This window comes from Algoriella sp., from assembly GCF_036647415.1.
Taxonomy (GTDB): Bacteria; Bacteroidota; Bacteroidia; order Flavobacteriales; family Weeksellaceae; genus Empedobacter.
In genome coordinates, this window is sequence record NZ_JAVXKG010000005.1 from 48173 (window position 1) to 66685 (window position 18513).

11 protein-coding genes are annotated in these 18513 nt (G+C 31.2%); 10 read left to right on the top strand and 1 reads right to left on the bottom strand.

All coding sequences use genetic code 11. The features are described from left to right. The first annotated feature begins 43 nt into the window (after positions 1-43). From RSC72_RS03415 to RSC72_RS03460, 10 genes are all read left to right on the top strand, one after another. Positions 44-2758: a helix-turn-helix and ligand-binding sensor domain-containing protein gene (locus RSC72_RS03415; protein WP_332546354.1), complete on the top strand. Its 2715-nt coding sequence runs from the start codon at positions 44-46 to the stop codon at positions 2756-2758. A 175-nt stretch (positions 2759-2933) separates the two neighbouring features. Continuing rightward, positions 2934-5867: a SusC/RagA family TonB-linked outer membrane protein gene (locus tag RSC72_RS03420; RefSeq protein ID WP_332578412.1), complete on the top strand. Its 2934-nt coding sequence runs from the start codon at positions 2934-2936 to the stop codon at positions 5865-5867. A gap of 19 nt (positions 5868-5886) precedes the next feature. Beyond that, on the top strand, positions 5887-7320 hold the full coding sequence (locus RSC72_RS03425; RefSeq protein WP_332546350.1) for a RagB/SusD family nutrient uptake outer membrane protein: 1434 nt from the start codon (positions 5887-5889) through the stop codon (positions 7318-7320). Position 7321: 1 nt separating this feature from the next. After that, on the top strand, positions 7322-8665 hold the full coding sequence (locus tag RSC72_RS03430; RefSeq protein ID WP_332546349.1) for a glucoamylase family protein: 1344 nt from the start codon (positions 7322-7324) through the stop codon (positions 8663-8665). Positions 8666-8677: 12 nt separating this feature from the next. Further along, positions 8678-10924 carry a glycoside hydrolase family 3 N-terminal domain-containing protein gene (locus tag RSC72_RS03435; RefSeq protein WP_332566093.1) on the top strand — a complete coding sequence of 749 codons (2247 nt, stop codon included), beginning with the start codon at positions 8678-8680 and terminating at the stop codon, positions 10922-10924. Positions 10925-11014: 90 nt separating this feature from the next. Beyond that, on the top strand, positions 11015-11851 hold the full coding sequence (locus tag RSC72_RS03440; RefSeq protein WP_332546478.1) for an endonuclease/exonuclease/phosphatase family protein: 837 nt from the start codon (positions 11015-11017) through the stop codon (positions 11849-11851). Positions 11852-11855: 4 nt separating this feature from the next. Further along, complete coding sequence (locus RSC72_RS03445; RefSeq protein ID WP_332546477.1) at positions 11856-13310, top strand: glycoside hydrolase family 30 protein; 1455 nt, start codon at positions 11856-11858, stop codon at positions 13308-13310. 2 nt (positions 13311-13312) lie between these two features. After that, complete coding sequence (locus tag RSC72_RS03450) at positions 13313-15067, top strand: discoidin domain-containing protein (protein ID WP_332546476.1); 1755 nt, start codon at positions 13313-13315, stop codon at positions 15065-15067. Next, entirely contained in the window at positions 15067-15918 is an 852-nt protein-coding gene (locus RSC72_RS03455) for an alpha/beta hydrolase (protein WP_332546474.1), read from the top strand. Before RSC72_RS03450 ends, RSC72_RS03455 begins: the two co-directional genes overlap by 1 nt. Before the next feature lie 126 nt (positions 15919-16044). After that, positions 16045-17487, top strand: a complete 1443-nt coding sequence (locus RSC72_RS03460) for an MFS transporter (RefSeq protein ID WP_332546472.1) — start codon at positions 16045-16047, stop codon at positions 17485-17487. A 530-nt stretch (positions 17488-18017) separates the two neighbouring features. On the opposite strand, the gene RSC72_RS03465 is transcribed toward RSC72_RS03460, so the two are convergent. Then, positions 18018-18356, bottom strand: a complete 339-nt coding sequence (locus RSC72_RS03465; protein WP_332546471.1) for a hypothetical protein — start codon at positions 18354-18356, stop codon at positions 18018-18020. Positions 18357-18513: the final 157 nt, after the last annotated feature.

Below are 18513 nucleotides of genomic sequence, written 5' to 3' on the forward strand. Positions count from 1 at the left end.
TAAAGACTGTTTTTTTAGCAGTCTTTTTTTGTATCTATATAATATGAAGTTTTATTTATTATTTTTTATACTAATTTCCAACCAACTTTTTTCGCAATCATTTGCGCCAATTATTACAAATTATCCCAAAAGTGAATATCTTGGTGAATCACCAATTTGGGATATTGCAGAAAATAAGAAAAACGGGACAATTTTTTTTGCAAATAATAGAAATATTTTGGCTTATGATGGAAATTTTTGGGAAAAAATTTCTACAAATAATTTAGCAATTACGCGTTCTGTGGCTATTATTAATCAAGTTATTTATTCGGGTTCGTTAAATAATTTTGGATATTGGAAACTTGAGAAGGGAACTCGAAAATATGTGTCAATTTCAGATCAATTCAATAGTTTCAAAGGATTAGAACAAGAAGAAATTTGGAAGATTTTTTATCATCAAAAAAATATTTATTTTCAATCATTTAATTACTTGTTTCAATTTGATGGTAAGGAAGTTAAACGATTTAAATTACCTGCACTTTCGTCTTATATTTTTGAAGTTGATAATCATCTGTTTGTCGCAACTATTTCGAAAGGAATTTTCGAATTTTTAGATGGAAAATTTATTAAAAAATTTGATGTTATTCAAGATAAACCCATTGTTGTTCATGGTATTGAGAAATATGGAAATGATTTTTTGATTGGTACTTTAACAGAAGGGATTTTTATTTATAACAATAAAGGAGTAATTCCATTTGATTTAAAATTGAATCAATTACTAAAAAATCATTTGATTCTGAAAATGTTATGCTTCGATAATCATTTAATTATCGGAACATCTAACAATGGAGTTTATGTTTATGACTTGAAAAACAAAACGTACATTAATTATAACCAAAACTTAGGTTTAATAAGTAATACAATTCAAAATATAAAAATAGATTCTAAAGGAAATGCGTGGCTGGGAACAGATAAAGGAATTTCTAAGATTGAGCTAAAAAATAAAACGCAGTTGTTGTATGATTACAATGGGCATTTAGGAAATGTATTTACGTTTGATTTTTTCAAAAATAGTTTATTGATTGGTACAAATCATGGATTTTACAATTATTCATTTACAGAAAATACAACAAAACCTTTGATAGAAAAAGGTTTAATTTGGAATGTTACAAATCTTGATCAAACTTTATTTGTTTCTGACAGTTGGGGAACACATTTGTATAACGGAAAGTTAGAAAAATTATCCATAAATAATGGAGGATACAAATTGATAAAAATAGGTTCTACATTTTATCAATCTTCTTTTACAGGTGTTTACAAGTTTGATTTAAAGACATTAAAATCTCCTCATAAAATCTCTAATTTATCAATTCCAATTTTAGATTTTGTTGTCGTTCAGAATAAAATTTTAGGAATAGGAAAAAATGGAGGATTGTATCTTTTTGATGTTGTAAAAAATTCTGGTAAAGAAATATTGTATAAAGGAAAACAACTAGTAAATCCACAGATCATAAAAGAAAATAATAGAATTTATATTTTAATTGATAATCAGAATTTTGAAAACTTTGATCTTTTTTCTAAAAAGTTTACTACTTTGAAATTAAACTCTAAACTAAAAAATATAAACCGTATTAGAGAGTTAAATGCAGATAATTTTTTGGTAGAGGCTGATCATATTTTATATTATTCTAAGGTGGAAAATAATAGTTTAATTCATTATTTGATTCCAAAAAAATTGTATGATGGAAAATTGGTTGATGATAATTTGACAGGAAAAGTGAATAATCAGTTTTTGTATATAAATCTTGAAAATGGTATTTTAAAATATGATTTAAATTCAATCAAAAAAGATTTACCACAGGTTAAAATTAGTGCAAAAATTAACCAAAGTATACTCGAGAATAACCCAAAAATAGAATATTCTAATAATTATATTGACTTTTATGTCTCAATTTTGAATGATGATTTTTCTAATTATCAATTATTTTATCAATTAAATGATTCTAAAATTTTACCGCTTAATTCTCCTATAATCAATTATAAGCAATTAGAAAGTGGAATATATGATTTAAAAATTTATACATTAAAAGATGGCGATTTTAAAAAATTAAATCATTTTCATTTTCGTATCAAGAAAATATGGTATCTATCTACCGTGATGATTATTATTTATGCTTTACTTGTGTTAGGTTCAATTTTTTCTTTCTATCAATACAATAGATTTAAAATAAAACAACGATTTAAGATAAAACAAAAAGCATTTGAATACGAATTGAATCTTTTAGAATTAAAGCATAAACAGGAGTTAAAAGAATTTACACATAGACAAGAGAAAGGCTTATTAGAAAATTCGTTACAATCTAAATCGACAGAATTGGCTGCTCAGGCTTTAATTTTGGCTAACCAGCGCTCTATGATTACAGACGTTAACGAATTATTTTCACAGCTTGATGTGAATGAGGAAAATAAAAGATTAAAGAAAAAGTTTGAGAAAACGTTTTCGGAATATAGCTATAATAGAAACGAATGGGAGAGTTTTGAGCTTAATATTCAGGAAATTCACCAAGACTTTATCAAAAGATTATCAGATAAATATTCGCAACTATCAGCTAAAGATTTGAAACTTTGTGTTTTCTTACGCATGAATTTATCAACTAAAGAAATTGCTCCTTTAATGCATCTTAATTATCGCTCCGTCGAACTACAACGATATAGATTAAGAAAAAAAATGCAAATTTCATCAGAAATTAACTTAAATAAGTATATGATTAATTTTTAAAATTCAGAAAATTAATTACATCATAACTACATCAAGTTATTTAATTACTTAATTTAATTATTTTAATATCAGTGTTTTATGTTTTAATATTTCGGAACTGTATTTTCAGAGATTTTTAACTTGTTAATCAAGTGTTAAATGATGCTATTTTTGAAATAACCATTATTAACATAAAATGAAAAAATATTTTTTTCCATTATTTATTCTTGGGTCTTTCTGTGTGAATGCCCAAGTTACTAACGATTCTATTCAGATAGAAGAAGATCCTTTTGCAAGTGATTCGATTATATTAAATCAAGCTGTTGTAATAGGATACGGATCTGTAAAGAAATCAGATCTTACATCTGCAGTATCATCTGCAAATGCAAAAGATATTACACAAATAGCAAGTACAACTGCCATGCAATCTTTGCAAGGTAAATTAGCGGGTGTTAATATTATTAACACGGATACTCCAGGAGGTACGCCAACTGTTTTGGTTCGTGGAATGGGTACAGCTTTGGGAGGTAAAGCTCCTTTGTATGTTGTGGATGGATTAATTGTTCCAAATATCAATAACATTAACCCAAATGATATTGAAAAAATTGATGTTTTAAAAGATGCTGCATCTTCAGCTATTTATGGAGTTCGTGGTGCTAACGGTGTTGTTGTTGTAACAACAAAACGTGGTAAAACAGGAAAAATTAGAGTTAATTATGACTCGTATATTGGAGTAAGAAATACCATGAATATGGTTGAAATGGCTGATGCTAATCAATACATAACTTACTTTAATGAACAAAGAAAAGCTACAGGAGGTTCTTTAATTTCTACTACTCAACGTTATAATACGGATTGGTTTGATGAAATGTTAACAACAGGACAGCTAATTAGTAATAACGTCTCATTAGCTGGTGCTGGTGAGAATATTAATTACATGTTTAGTATTAATAATTTCGAAGAGAAAGGAATTTTAGAAGGAAATAACTTCAAAAGAACAACTGTTCGTAGTAATAACGATTACAAATTATTTGATGGAGTTTTAAAGATTAAACAAAATGTTAGTGCTACTTTTTCTAGAGAAGTTCCTAAACCATATGGAGCATTTGATGTAGCTTATCGTCAGTCGCCATTAGTTCCTGTCAAATATGATAATGGAAGATGGGGTTTACCTATTTTTAATACAACGACAGGAGAAGTAACATACGTTGCAAAATCAGGAGAGGTGACAAGTAATTTGAACTCTCATGGTAACCCTATGTCTACTTTATTCTATGACAACCAAAAAGCTAATTCTACTACGCTTCAAGGAAATATAGAAGCAGAGTTGAAACTTACAAAAGGGTTAACAGTAACTTCTCGCGCTGGAGGAACAAAATATTGGTATAAATACAGAGAATTCAATCCTATTAAAGAAAGATGGATTGCAGGTAATCCAATTAGAACTGCTGCAGAGTTTGAAGGTTTAAAAGCGAAAAATCCAGCGAGTTCTACTTATATGAACAACTCTCTAAATCTAAATAATGTAGAAACGTTTAGATGGTCATGGGAAAATTTCGTGACATTTGATCGCAAATTTGGAGATCATTCATTCAATGTTGTAGCAGGAGTTTCTGCTGAAAAAATGGGTATTGGTCAATATTCGGATATCACAGTATATGATGTTCCTGATAAAGAACAATATTGGTCAGCTCATCATGCTTCTGGGCAATACAAAGCTGCAATGGATCAAAATAATTACACTCCAATTGCTTATGCTTCTTATTTTGCACGTTTACAATATAATTACGCAAATAAATACTATGTTTCTGGAATTATTCGTAGAGATGGTTCAAGTCAGTTTAAGCAAAATGAAAAATATTGGGGAACTTTCCCGTCAGTTTCCGCAGCTTGGAATATTTCTAACGAAGAATTCTTAAAAGATAGTAATGTAATTTCTTTCTTAAAACTTCGTGGAGGTTGGGGACGTTTAGGAAATGCAGATGTTCCGTATAATTATACAACAATTTCTACTTCAACAGTTAGTGATAATGCGAATTACGTTTTTGGACCTGGTCAGGATTTAATTTATGGAGCTTACATCGGTTCTCCTGCTTATGATATTTCATGGGAAATAGTAGATGAATGGAGTGCAGGTTTAGATTTTGAGTTGTTGAAAGGAAAATTATCAGGAAGTTTAGATTACTACAACAAAACAACAAAAAATACCATTTTAAATATCAAACAAATAGGATCTTCTCCTTATGAAAAAGATTTTTATGATCATGCCGCAAAAGTAGTAAATCAAGGTTTCGAAATTGCTTTGAATTACCGAAACGAAACAGCAGGAGGTTTTAGATATTCGATTGGTGGTAATTTCAACTACAATGAGAATGAAGTGAAATCTGTAAAAGAAGGATATTCTGGAATGACTGGAGGTTCTTTAGGAAATGGACAAATTGCAAAACGTTTAGAAGCTGGCCAACCTCTTGGTTCTTTTTGGTTATATGAAGCGGATGGGGTATGGCAAACGCAAGATGAGATTAACAACGGTGCTCATTTATCAAGCGCGCGTCCTGGACATTTACGTTACAAAGACCAAAATGGAGATGGTGTGATTGATGATCGTGATAAAAAATTCATGGGATCATATATTCCAAAATATAATTATGGAATTAATGTTAGTTTAGAATACAAAAATATTGATTTAACGATTAGCGGTTACGGAGCTGGAGGTAATAAAATTTACAATGGTATAAAAAACACACGTTTAGGAGGAGAAAATATATCAGTTGATATGTTCAATGATCGTTGGACAGGTGCTGGTAGTACAAATTCTCATCCAGGAGCGGAGCGCGATCAAGTTGCTTCTTCTTACTATTTGGAAAAAGGTAATTACTTCAAATTAAGTAACATGACAATCGGATATAATTTTAGAGATAAAATTGATTTTATCAGAAACTTAAGATTATATGTTAGTGCACAAAATGTATTTATGATTACGAAATATTCAGGATTTACACCGGAATTAACTTTAGATAATGTTAAAGGAAAACGTTATGATGGAAGTCCTTATGGAACAACAGGTATGGATTTCTCTGCATATCCAAATGTTAGAACATTTTTAGTTGGATTAAACGTAGAATTCTAATCTAGAAAATTTTAAAAAAATGAAAAAAAATATATTTAAAATAGTAACATTAGCTTCTATTATTTCAATCGGAACTTTAAGTTCATGTACAAGTGATTTTTTGAATGTTGATTCTCAAGAAAATATAGCGATTGATGATCAAGCATCTCAATCTCCAGAAAAATATGTGAATGGTATCTATGGTATGTTTACAGATTGGGATTATGCATTCTCTTGGTTAGGAGTTACTGAAATGATTTCTGATAATGCAGATAAAGGAAGTTCTTCTACAGATAATGGTGGAGATAAACGTGATTTGGATGAATTATTACATAGTTCTACAACAGGTTCTATTGAAGCAATGTGGAAACGTTTTTACAAAACAATTGGTAGAGCGTCATATTCTATAAAATATACGACAGAATCATCAATCACAGATGTAGAAAAAAATAGATTAATTGGAGAAGCAAAATTTTTAAGAGCTGTTTCTTATTTCTATTTAGTTCGTATGTTTGGAGATACTGTGATACAGGAGCTAGATGTTCCAGCAAGTTACTCTTTACGTAAACCAAAAGCAGAAGTTTATGCATACATTGAAACAGATTTATTAGATGCAATTCAAAAATTACCAACTAAAAATGAGTATGCTGCAAAAGATTTAGGACGTGCAACAAAAGGAGCGGCTCAAGCTTTATTAGCAAAAGTATATTTATACCAAGGAAAAAATCAACAAGCGTATGATATGGCTACAGCTGTTGTTAATTCTGGTATTTATGATTTAGAAAGTGATTACGCAACAACTTGGAGAAAAGAAACTGAGAACGGTAAAGAGTCTTTATTTGAAATCCAAGCTCGTGGAGATGTTGTTGCGCATGGTGTTCAACAATATTCAGAAACTCAAGGTGCCCGTGGTACTGGAGGTTGGGGATGGGGATTCAATGTTCCTTCTCAAAACTTGTTAGATGCTTTTAATACAGAAGGAGATGTAATTCGTCGTGATGCAACAATCATTTTTAGAGGAGAAACTTTATATGATGGTCGTTTAGTTCCAACTTCTGTAGAAAATCCGATGTACAATGAAAAAGCATACTCAAGTGCAAATTTAAACGCAGCTGATGGTGATAAAAATATTCGTGTCATTCGTTTCTCAGAAGTTTTATTAATTCAAGCAGAAGCAGCAAATGAAATTGGACAGGACGCTTTAACACCTCTTAATCGCGTTAGAACACGTGTTAAGTTAGCTCCAGTAGCGAGTATGATTAAAGATCAATTACGATTAAAAATTTGGAATGAAAGACGCTTAGAGTTAGCTTTTGAGCATGATCGTTGGTTTGATTTAGTTCGTACAGGTCAAGCGAAAGAACTGATGGCGAAAAATGGTAAAACTTTCGTTACTGGTAAACACGAGTTATTTCCAATTCCAAATGGACAAATTATTCAAACTCCGACAATGACACAAAACCCAGGTTGGTAAAATGTTGAAAAATTATAAAAAAGCAGTTGTCGCTTGCACTATTTTATGTAGTGCAAGTGCTTTTGCACAAACAAAACAAGAAAATAAGCTTTTAGATAAAGTTCAGAAACAATCCATACAATATTTTTGGGATTATGCAGAACCACATTCTAAATTAGCTCGCGAACGCTTTCATCCAGATGGTTTTTATCAAGAAAATGATTCAAATATCATTACAACTGGAGGAACAGGTTTTGGATTAATGAGTTTAATCGTTGGGATTGATCGCAAATTTATTCCAAGAAAAGAAGCTGTAAATCGAATTTTGATTGGCCTTCAATTCTTAGAAAAAGCAGATCGTTTTCATGGCGCTTGGCCGCATTGGTTAGACGGTGAAACGGGAAAAGTAAAAGCATTTAGTACATACGATAACGGAGGAGATTTGGTAGAAACTGCATTTCTTGCTCAAGGTTTAATTTGTTTGAAAGAGTATTTCAAAGATTCTAAAAATGAGAAAGAAATTGAGATTTCACAATTAGCTGATCGCCTTTGGAAAGGAATCGATTTCAATTTCTATACACGTGGAGAAGATGTTTTGTATTGGCATTGGTCGCCAAATTATGAATGGAAGATTAATTTTCCGCTGAAAGGTTTTGACGAAACAATGATTACGTATGTTATCGGAGCAGCTTCGCCAAATCATTCAATCAGTGCAGATACGTATTACAAAGGTTGGACGAGAAATGGCGCAATAAAATCGAACGATAAAGTATATAATCTTCCAATAATAGTAAAACATAACGGTGTAGAAAATAATGTTGGACCATTATTTTGGGCCCAATATTCTTTTATAGGACTTAATCCGAATAATTTGGTTGATAATATTGGTGTTGATTATGGTAAAGTGGTGAAAAATCAAGCAAAGATTCATTATTTATATAATCAAGCTAAAACAGAAACATATCATAATTACGGAAATAAAATGTGGGGATTAACAGCAAGTTATTCTTTCAATCCAGATGGAACAGAAGGTTATACAGCGCACGCACCTATAAATGATCGTGAAGTTATAACGCCAACAGCGGCACTTTCATCATTTCCATATACACCAAAAGAGTCAATGGATTTTTTAGAATTCATTTACCAAAAACAAAACAAAAAATTGATTGGTATTGCTGGTCCATACGATGCAGTTGATGTCAAAAATGATAAAGTAATTACAAAGTATTTAGCAATCGATCAAGGAACAATTACACCAATGATAGAGAATTATCGCTCAGGATTATTGTGGAAATTGTTTATGCAAAATGAAGATGTACAACGAGGATTGAAAAAACTAAAATTCAAGTCTACAAGCTCGAATTAAAATCAAACAAAAATGAAAAAACTAATTTATTCAATTGCTTTCTTAGGATTAGCATTCAATGCGTATGCGCAAAAGATAAAGTTCGATAAAACAAAATCTAAAACAGAATTTATCGATTATGTAATGAGCCAAATGACGCTTGATGACAAAGTAGGACAGATGGTACAATACACCTATGACGGAGGAGATGTAACAGGTTCTGCAATTGATAAAAATTATATCAAATACACAAAACAAGGTATGATGGGGTCGGTGTTTAACGCTACGACAACGGATATTACACGTAAACTGCAAAAAATTGCTGTAGAAGAAACTCGCTTAGGAATTCCATTAATTTTTGGATACGATGTGGTTCATGGTTACGAAACTATTTTTCCAATTCCATTAGGTGAAGCGGCTTCTTGGGATCTTAAAGCAATCGAAAAATCTGCTCGTGTTGCTGCTACAGAAACGGCTGCTGGTGGAGTTCATTGGACGTTTGCTCCGATGGTTGATATCGGTTATGATCCACGTTGGGGACGCGTTTCGGAAGGTGCAGGTGAGGATACTTTTTTGGGAAGTAAAATTGCTGTAGCGCGTGTAAATGGATTTCAAGGGAAAAGTTTATATGACTTGAATACCGTTTTGGCTTGTACAAAACACTTTGCAGGTTACGCATTGGCGCAGGCTGGACGTGATTATGGCTCTGTAGAAATTTCTGATCGTTATTTGAGAGATTATATTTTACCTCCTTTCAAAGCAACTGTAGATGCGGGAGCTGGATCTTTTATGACATCTTTCAATGAAATTGGAGGTGTTCCTGCAACGGCAAGTAAATATTTGTACGATCAAATTTTGCGTAAAGAATGGGGATTCAAAGGATTTGTTGTTACAGATTATACAGCAATTCAGGAATTGGTTCCACATGGAATTGCAAAAGATTTGGAAGAAGCTACATTAAAATCTGTTAATTCTGGTATCGAAATGGACATGATGAGTGGTGCTTTTCTTAATCATCTTGCAAAATTAGTAAAAGAAGGAAAAGTAAAACAAGAAGTAGTTGATGTTGCTGTTCGTCGCATTTTAGAGGCAAAATATGATTTAGGATTATTCGAAGATCCTTATCGTTATTCAGATACAAAGCGTGAAAAAGAAACGGTAATGAAAAAAGAATTTTTAGATGATGCGCGCGATGTTGCACGTAAGTCGATGATTCTACTTAAAAATGATAAACAAATTTTACCACTTAAAGAATCGCAAAAAGTTGCGGTAATTGGACCATTGGTAAAAGATGAAAAAAATATTATCGGAAACTGGGCTGCTCGTGGAGATCGTTACGGAAAAGCGTGGTCTGTTTGGGAAGGTTTGAATGATGTTTTAGGCAAAAATGCAAAGATTACGTATGCCCAAGGAACAGAAATTAATTCGACTAAAACAGATGGTTTTCAAGAAGCCATTAATATTGCGAAAAATTCGGATGTGATTGTTGCTGTAATGGGCGAAAACGAAAACCAAACTGGTGAAGCTGCTTCTCAAACAAATATCGATTTACCTGGTAATCAAAAAGAATTACTAAAAGAATTAAAAAAACTTGGTAAACCAATCGTATTAGTTTTGATGGCTGGTCGTCCGTTAACAATGACGTGGGAAAATGATAATATGGATGCAATTTTGTACACATGGTATCCAGGTACAATGGGAGGTTTAGCGATTACAGATGTATTGTACGGAAAATACAATCCTTCAGCTAAAACACCAATGACATTTCCTCGTTCAGTTGGTCAAATTCCAATTCATTACAACCAAAAAAATACAGGGCGTCCATATTTAGGTGCAGAAGATGCAGAACAAAAATATAAGTCACGCTACACAGATTCTCCAAATTCACCATTGTATCCATTTGGTTATGGTTTAAGTTATACAACGTTTGATTATAGTAACTTAAAGTTGAACAAATCAACAATGAAAAATGGTAAAGATGAAATCAAAGTTTCGGTGGATGTAAAAAACACAGGAAACTATGATGGAGAAGAAGTTGCACAATTATATGTTCGCGATTTAGTAGGAAGTGTAACTCGTCCTGTTCGCGAATTGAAAGGATTTGATAAAGTGATGATTAAAAAAGGAGAAACAAAAACATTAACGTTTACGTTGACTCCAGAAGATTTGAAATTTCACGATATCAACATGAAATATGTTGCAGAAGCTGGTGATTTTGATGTTTTTGTTGGAGGAAATTCTAACGCTACATTAAAAACAAGTTTCACTTTAGTTGATTAAATTCCTCATTTATAAGTTAGAAATTTAATTTTATTTCTCAGCCAAGTAAGTGTTAGCGCATTTGCTTGGTTTTTTACACACTCACACACAATGAAAAAATATTTAAGTTTAAGCTTCATTTTGATGATGATAATAGGTTTTGCACAACAAAGCTTAGACATCATGTCTTATAATATTCGATTAGCCTCTGTTGACGATGGAGCAAATCATTGGAATATTCGCAAACAAAAATTAGTTGATTTAATCAATTATTACGATGCCGATTTTATTGGCGTACAAGAAGCGCAGATTCCACAATTAGAGTTTATCAAACAAAATAATCCGCAATTAGATTTTATAGGTAAACCTCGTTCAGAGGATTCTAATGCAGAATATTCAGCAATTTTTTATAAAAAAGACCAATACAATGTTTTGCAAAATAAGACATTGTGGTTATCAGAAACACCAGAAAAAGTTTCGAAAGGTTGGGATGCAGCCTACAATAGAATTATCACTTATGGATTATTTCAAAACAAGAAAACAAAGAAATCTTTTTGGATAATTAATACACATTTTGATCATGTAGGAAAAGTTGCACGTCAAAAATCGTTGGAAATGATTGATAATTTAATTCAACAATTAACAAAAGAGAAAAACGTTCCAACATTTTTTATGGGCGATTTCAATATGAATCATGATGATGCTTCTGTAAAATATATTCAAAACAAATATTTAGATACTCGCCTTAATGCGCAAATGGTTTATGGACCAGATTTTACATGGGAAGATTTCAAATTTAATGTAAAAGGAACTGAAGTTTTAGATTATATTTTTTATAAAAAGAACGAAAAAGTAAGTTGTAAAAGTTTCAATACAATTGATGATTTCTACGATTTCAAATATCCATCAGATCATTTACCAATTTTAGCAAAATTCTTAATTCAATAAAATTATGACAAAATCACACTTAAAATATCCACTTATTACGTGTTTATTGTTCAATTATTTGGCAGTAAATGCACAAGATTTTAAATTATCTAACAAAAAAATTGAAATCTATACAACAGCTAAAAATACCAATCAACGTATTTCGAAATCAACAGAAAAATTTGCTGTAAAAAAGTTTCCTCAACCAAAAGAAACTGATATTGCGATTTTTATAGATCCGAAACGTAAATTTCAGAAATTTGAAGGAATTGGTGGTGCAATTACAGATGCTTCGGCTGAGGTTTTAGCAAAATTACCAAAGAAAACACAACAAGAAATTATCAAAGCATATTATAGCGACAAGGAAGGAATTGGATATTCATTGATTAGAACAACGATAAATTCGAGCGATTTTTCCAGCGACAGTTACACGTATGTAAAAGATAATGATAAAGAATTGAAATCGTTTGACATTACGCATGATTTGAATTATAAAATTCCGATGATAAAAATGGCGAAAGCCGAAATGAAAGAAAATTACCGTTTGTATGCAAGTCCGTGGAGTCCGCCAGCGTGGATGAAAACAAATAATAGCATGCTGAAAGGTGGTTCTCTGAAACCAGAATATTATCAAACTTGGGCAAATTATTTTGTAAAATTTGTTCAGAATTATGAGAAAATTGGTTTACCAATTTGGGGTGTTTCAATTCAGAATGAGCCAATGGCAACGCAAACTTGGGAATCTTGTATTTATACGGCAGATGAAGAGCGCGATTTCTTAAAAAATAATTTAGGACCAACATTTCATAAAAATGGTTTTCAAGATAAAAAAATCATTGTTTGGGATCATAACCGCGATTTAATTTATCAACGTGCTTCTACAATTCTGAATGATCCTGAAGCAGCGAAATATGTTTGGGGAGTAGGTTTTCACTGGTATGAAACATGGAATGGAAGTGCAAATTTATTCAACAATGTAGCCTTAACTCACGAAGCTTTTCCTAATGTAAATCTAATTTTTACAGAAGGTTGTAAAGAACAATTTGATTATGATCAAATGGGAAATTGGACTTTGGGTGAAAAATATGGTTATAATATGATGAATGATTTCAATTCTGGAACTGTTGCTTGGACAGATTGGAATGTTTTGTTAGATGAAAAAGGTGGACCAAATCACGTAGGAAACTTCTGTTTTGCGCCTGTTCACGGTGATACAAGAAATGGAAAAGTAACGTATACCAATTCATTTTACTACATAGGTCAGTTTTCTAAATTTATTCGTCCAGGTGCGCAACGAATTGCGGCTTCTTCTAATCGCTCAGATTTGATGACGACTTCGTTTGTGAATAAAGACGGAAAAGTTGTAGTGGTTGTAATGAATCAAACAGATAAACCATATAATTATAATTTGTGGATAGAAGGTGAAGCGGTAGAAGTTAACTCGCAAGAACACTCTATCAGTACAATAATTATTTCGTAATCATGAAAAAAAACATTCTTACACTCGCTTTTATTCAGTGTGCAATTTTGGGATTCGCTCAAAATAAAACATATGCCAATCCCATGAATATTGATTATGGTTATACGCCAATTCCAGAGTTTGCTAAGAATGGAAAACATCGTGCTACAGCAGATCCTGTTATCGTAAATCATAAAGGAACATATTATTTATTTTCTACCAATCAATGGGGATATTGGTGGAGTGATGATTTGTCAGATTGGCATTTTATTTCGCGTAAATTTTTACGTGATAAAAATAAAGTGTATGATGAACTTTGCGCTCCGGCAGTAAGATCAATTGGAGATGATTTAGTTGTAATTGGCTCTACACACACGAAAGAATTTACATTATGGAAAAGTTCTGATCCTAAAAATAATCAATGGGAACCTTTGGTTGATGATTTTCAAGTTGGCGCTTGGGATCCCGATATTTTTTATGATGAAGAATTTGATAAAGTTTATATTTATTGGGGATCAAGTAATTTATATCCCTTATATGGTCAAGAATTAGATAGAAAAACATTTCAACCGATTGGAGAAAAAATCGAATTATTTGGTTTGAGTGACCATATTCACGGTTGGGAACGTTTTGGAGAATATAATGACAATACATTTTTGCAACCTTTTATGGAGGGAGCTTGGATGACGAAATACAAAGGGAAGTATTATTTACAGTATGGAGCACCCGGAACAGAATTTTCTGGCTATGGAGATGGTGTTTATGTGAGCGATCATCCTTTACGTGGATTTAAGTATCAATCGCACAACCCATTTTCATATAAACCGGGTGGTTTTATACGAGGAGCAGGGCATGGCGCTACATTTATGGATAATTACAAAAATTGGTGGCATGTAACAACCGGAATAATTTCTTTGAAAAATAATTTTGAACGTCGAAATGTACTATTTCCTTCAGGTTTTGATCAAGATGGAGTTTTATATTCTAACACAGCTTATGGTGATTACCCAACGTTTTTACCAACTAAAACTGTAGATCATACAAAAAATAATACACCAGGTTGGATGCTTTTAAATTACAATAAACCAATACAAGTTTCTTCAACTTTAGGAGGTTATAAAGCAAATAATTCTGTTGATGAAAATATAAAAACATATTGGTCGGCAAAAACATCTAATAAAGGCGAATTTATTATTTCTGATTTAGAAGATCAATTAACAATTCATGCAATACAAATTAATTATGCAGATCAAGATGCTGAATTTTTAGGAAAAACTTTGAATAAAAGTCATCAATATGTTGTGTATGGTTCTAATGATTTAAAGAATTGGAATATCATTTTAGATAAATCAAAAAATACAAAAGATGTTCCACATGATTATATTGAATTTCAAAAACCGGTCAAATATCGTTACGTTAAATTAGAAAATCATAAAATGCCGACAGGTAAATTTGCTATTTCAGGTTTCCGAATTTTTGGAAAAGGAAACGGTGAAAAACCAAATATGGTAGAGAATTTTGTGGTTTTACGAACAGATCCAGAGAAGAAAGGAGAAAGAAGAAGTTCTTGGATGAAATGGAAACAGAATGCAGATGCAGACGGTTATGTCATCTATTTCGGAAAAAAATCGGATAAATTATATGGTAGTATTATGGTTTATAATAATACCGAATATTATTTTACAGGAATGGATTTTTCTGATGAATATTTCTTTCAAATTGAAGCATTTAATGAAAACGGAATTAGTGAGCGAACTAAAATACAAAATGTAAAATAATGAAATACATAGTTTCGATGTTAATGACAATGAGTTTTGCTTATGGTCAGAAAACAATCACTTACGATACAAAAAATAATTTGGCTTTTGATATCTATTATCCCAAAAATTATAAAGAAAACCAATCATACAATGTATTTGCGTGGGTACATGGTGGTGGATTTTCGGGAGGAACAAGAGCAGATGTACAGGAAGTTGAACGAATGAAAGATGCTCAAGAAAGAGGTTTCATAGCAATATCTATTTCATATAGATTGTTAGCGAATTCGTCGGCTGGTTTTGGTTGTGATTTGCCGAAACAAGAAAAGTTGTCGATTTTTAAAGAAGCCTCTTTTGATGTTTTGAGTGCACTGTCTTATATTCAGAATAATCAAAAAAGTTTAAAATTCTCGATCAATAAGTTAATTTTAGGTGGAAGTAGTGCAGGAGCAGAAGCAATTCTGAATGCATATTATTTGAGAGATTTATGGTACGGAAATCAATTCGATCAAGTAAAAATTGATGGTTTGGTAAGCTACGCAGGAGCTATTGTGGATGATCGTTATGTGACGAAGTCGAACATTTTACCAACGGTTTTTATACATGGTTTGAGTGATGATGTTGTGCCATCTAATAATGCACCACATAGAAGTTGTTTAGATAATCAACCAGGATTTTTACCATTGGCAGGTTCTCAAACCTTAGAAAATTTGAGTCGAAATTATCGTCAAGCATCTTTATCAATCTTTTCTAATTCGGGAAAACATGAGTGGTCTGGGTTAAAAAAAGAATATTTGAATCAAATTTTTGAGTTTATCAATCAATCCATCGTTCAATCTCAAAAAGTAAACAATAGAATTATAGTAGATTAGCAATTTCAGAAGGTTTTCTGGATAAAAAACAATAAACTATTTGTAATTTAAATTTTAATTAACATATATTTATAATCTAGTTGATAATTAAATTAGTAAACAATTAAACCATTTTATAACATAAACATGAGTCAAACACAAAAAACAAATTGGGGACAATTTATTCCCTTGGTTACGGTTTTTTTCTTTTGGGGATTCGTAGCGTCAAGTAACGATATTCTAATTCCAGTATTCAAAAAAGCCTTTGATTTATCGCAAGGAGAAAGTCAATTTGTATCATTAGCTTTTTATATTGCTTACACAGTTGGATCAATTATTTATATGATTGTATCTGCTATTATGGGAAAAGATTTAATCAATAAAATTGGTTATAAGAATAGTTTGTCTTTAGGTCTATTAATATCAGCCTTAGGAACTTTATTATTTATACCAGCAGCAAATTTGGAGTCTTATCCATTGATGCTTGCCGGATTATTTACTGTTGCTTTAGGATTTTCGTTGCAACAAACTGTTGCCAATCCATTAGCTATTGCATTAGGTAATCCAAGTACAGGTTCACAGCGATTAACATTAGCTGGAGGAATTAACAATTTAGGAACAACAATAGGTCCTTTAATTGTTGCGTATGCAATTTTTGGAAGTGCATCTAACGGAGATTCTAATTTGAGTATCGAAGCAGTAAAAACACCTTATTTATGTTTAGGATTAGCATTTTTAGCAGTTGCTATTTTCTTGAAATTTTCTTCGTTACCAAGTCATCCAGAACAAGAAGTAGAAGATAGTGTTGACACGGTTTCTCATAAAGATCGTTCTTCTGCATTAAAATATCCACAATTAATTTTAGGAATGATTGCTATTTTCTTATATGTTGGTGTAGAGGTTTCTACAGCAAGTAATTTACCAGCATATATGGAAAACGAATTAGGATTTACAATATCACAGGTAACACCGTATGTTTCGCTTTATTGGGCAAGTATGATGATTGGTCGTTGGGGTGGTGCAGCAGAAGCTTTTGGTTTAGACAAATCTAAAACAATGGTTTTGAAATTTGTAGCACCATATTTAGCTTTCGGAGTTTTCTTGTTGGTAAACTTTTTGGCTGGTCATGAATTAAAACCATTTTTATTTTATGCTGTATTTATTTTAGTATTAATTATTGCAGATATTTCTACAAAGGGAAATCCAGCACGTATGTTACTAACATTCTCTGCAATTGGAATTATTGCTTTATTAATTGGTATGAATACAACAGGTTTAGTTTCTGTATACGCAATAACAAGTGTAGGTTTATTTTGTAGCACACTATGGCCATGTATTTTTGCTTTAGCAATTAATGGTTTAGGAAAAAATACATCGCAAGGAAGTAGCTTTTTGATTATGATGATTATGGGAGGAGGAGTTGTAAGTTATTTACAAGGAATGTTGGCAGACGCAACATCTATTCACTTTAGTTATATAGTAGGAGTTATCTGTTTTGCATTCTTAGTATTTTATGCAATTATATCTCCAATTTTATTAAAAAAACAAGGAATCAATCTTGATGAAGTAAAATCAGAAGGAGGACATTAAAATTAACAAAAGCTTAATCGCGAGATTAGGCTTTTTTATATTTATAGAATATGATTAGATTAACTCGAATTCAGATTACTTTATTTGTAATGTTTGTATTGTTACTAGTAATAGCTGTCAATATTTTTTTCAGCTACAGAAATGTTAGTGCATTACAAATTATAGAGTTAGAGAAATTAATAGAAATTAATCCTAATTCGGGATTAGTAGATCATTATCTATCTGAAATCCAAATAATAGAACAACCCTTGAAATTGTACCGAACATTTTGGTTGATAGGAGCTTCGGTTGTTTTAATTATAGGTAGTTATCTCATTTATATTTTTAATAAGAGTAAATACGTGACTAGTTCCAAGACAAATTAACAGGAATTAAATAATATTTATATCCGAAGGAATTCATTTTCTTCGGATATTTTTTTATGTTTTGATAAGCGCTTATTTTTTCTTTAAAATAAGTTCAAATCATCTATAAAATATAAAAGCGCATTAACTAAGTTAACACGCTTTATTCAATAAAAAAATAAAAATTTATTCCTGAAATAATAAATAATTTTCGTCGTCTAATTTTTGATAGCCAATATCGTACACATAAAAAATTGTACCATGTTTTGTATCACTTACATTTGTAATGTACTTAAAATCAAAGTTACGCAAATTAAGTTCAAGTTTAGAAACTGAACGCGCACTTTCTTCCAATAAAGTTTTTAAGATACGATTATTTCTTCTTAACCGATTATTGACATTTCGAACAACTTCTACTTTATCCCTGTTAAGATTGTTATTGTACGAGTTTCGACAGAAATCGTTACAAAATTTTTTGTCTTTACGACCAAACAATGTTTGGTTGCATTGCAGGCATGTATTCATAAGATTAGATTTAGGTTTGAAACACAAATATAATAATAAAAACATTTCTATCTAAAAAAAAAATAACAATTATTTAAAGACGATTTATTATCTAATAATCAAAATATTAGTCTTTCAAAGTTTTTCTATTAATAGGATTTATTATTTTTGTTTTTAA

Bases quoted from the DNA above. Each gene is read 5' to 3' on its own strand.
- RSC72_RS03465 (WP_332546471.1), bottom strand. From the start codon at position 18,356: ATGAATACATGCCTGCAATGCAACCAAACATTGTTTGGTCGTAAAGAC.
- RSC72_RS03425 (WP_332546350.1), top strand. From the start codon at position 5,887: ATGAAAAAAAATATATTTAAAATAGTAACATTAGCTTCTATTATTTCA.
- RSC72_RS03440 (WP_332546478.1), top strand. From the start codon at position 11,015: ATGAAAAAATATTTAAGTTTAAGCTTCATTTTGATGATGATAATAGGT.
- RSC72_RS03460 (WP_332546472.1), top strand. From the start codon at position 16,045: ATGAGTCAAACACAAAAAACAAATTGGGGACAATTTATTCCCTTGGTT.
- RSC72_RS03445 (WP_332546477.1), top strand. From the start codon at position 11,856: ATGACAAAATCACACTTAAAATATCCACTTATTACGTGTTTATTGTTC.
- RSC72_RS03430 (WP_332546349.1), top strand. From the start codon at position 7,322: ATGTTGAAAAATTATAAAAAAGCAGTTGTCGCTTGCACTATTTTATGT.
- RSC72_RS03450 (WP_332546476.1), top strand. From the start codon at position 13,313: ATGAAAAAAAACATTCTTACACTCGCTTTTATTCAGTGTGCAATTTTG.
- RSC72_RS03435 (WP_332566093.1), top strand. From the start codon at position 8,678: ATGAAAAAACTAATTTATTCAATTGCTTTCTTAGGATTAGCATTCAAT.
- RSC72_RS03415 (WP_332546354.1), top strand. From the start codon at position 44: ATGAAGTTTTATTTATTATTTTTTATACTAATTTCCAACCAACTTTTT.
- RSC72_RS03420 (WP_332578412.1), top strand. From the start codon at position 2,934: ATGAAAAAATATTTTTTTCCATTATTTATTCTTGGGTCTTTCTGTGTG.
- RSC72_RS03455 (WP_332546474.1), top strand. From the start codon at position 15,067: ATGAAATACATAGTTTCGATGTTAATGACAATGAGTTTTGCTTATGGT.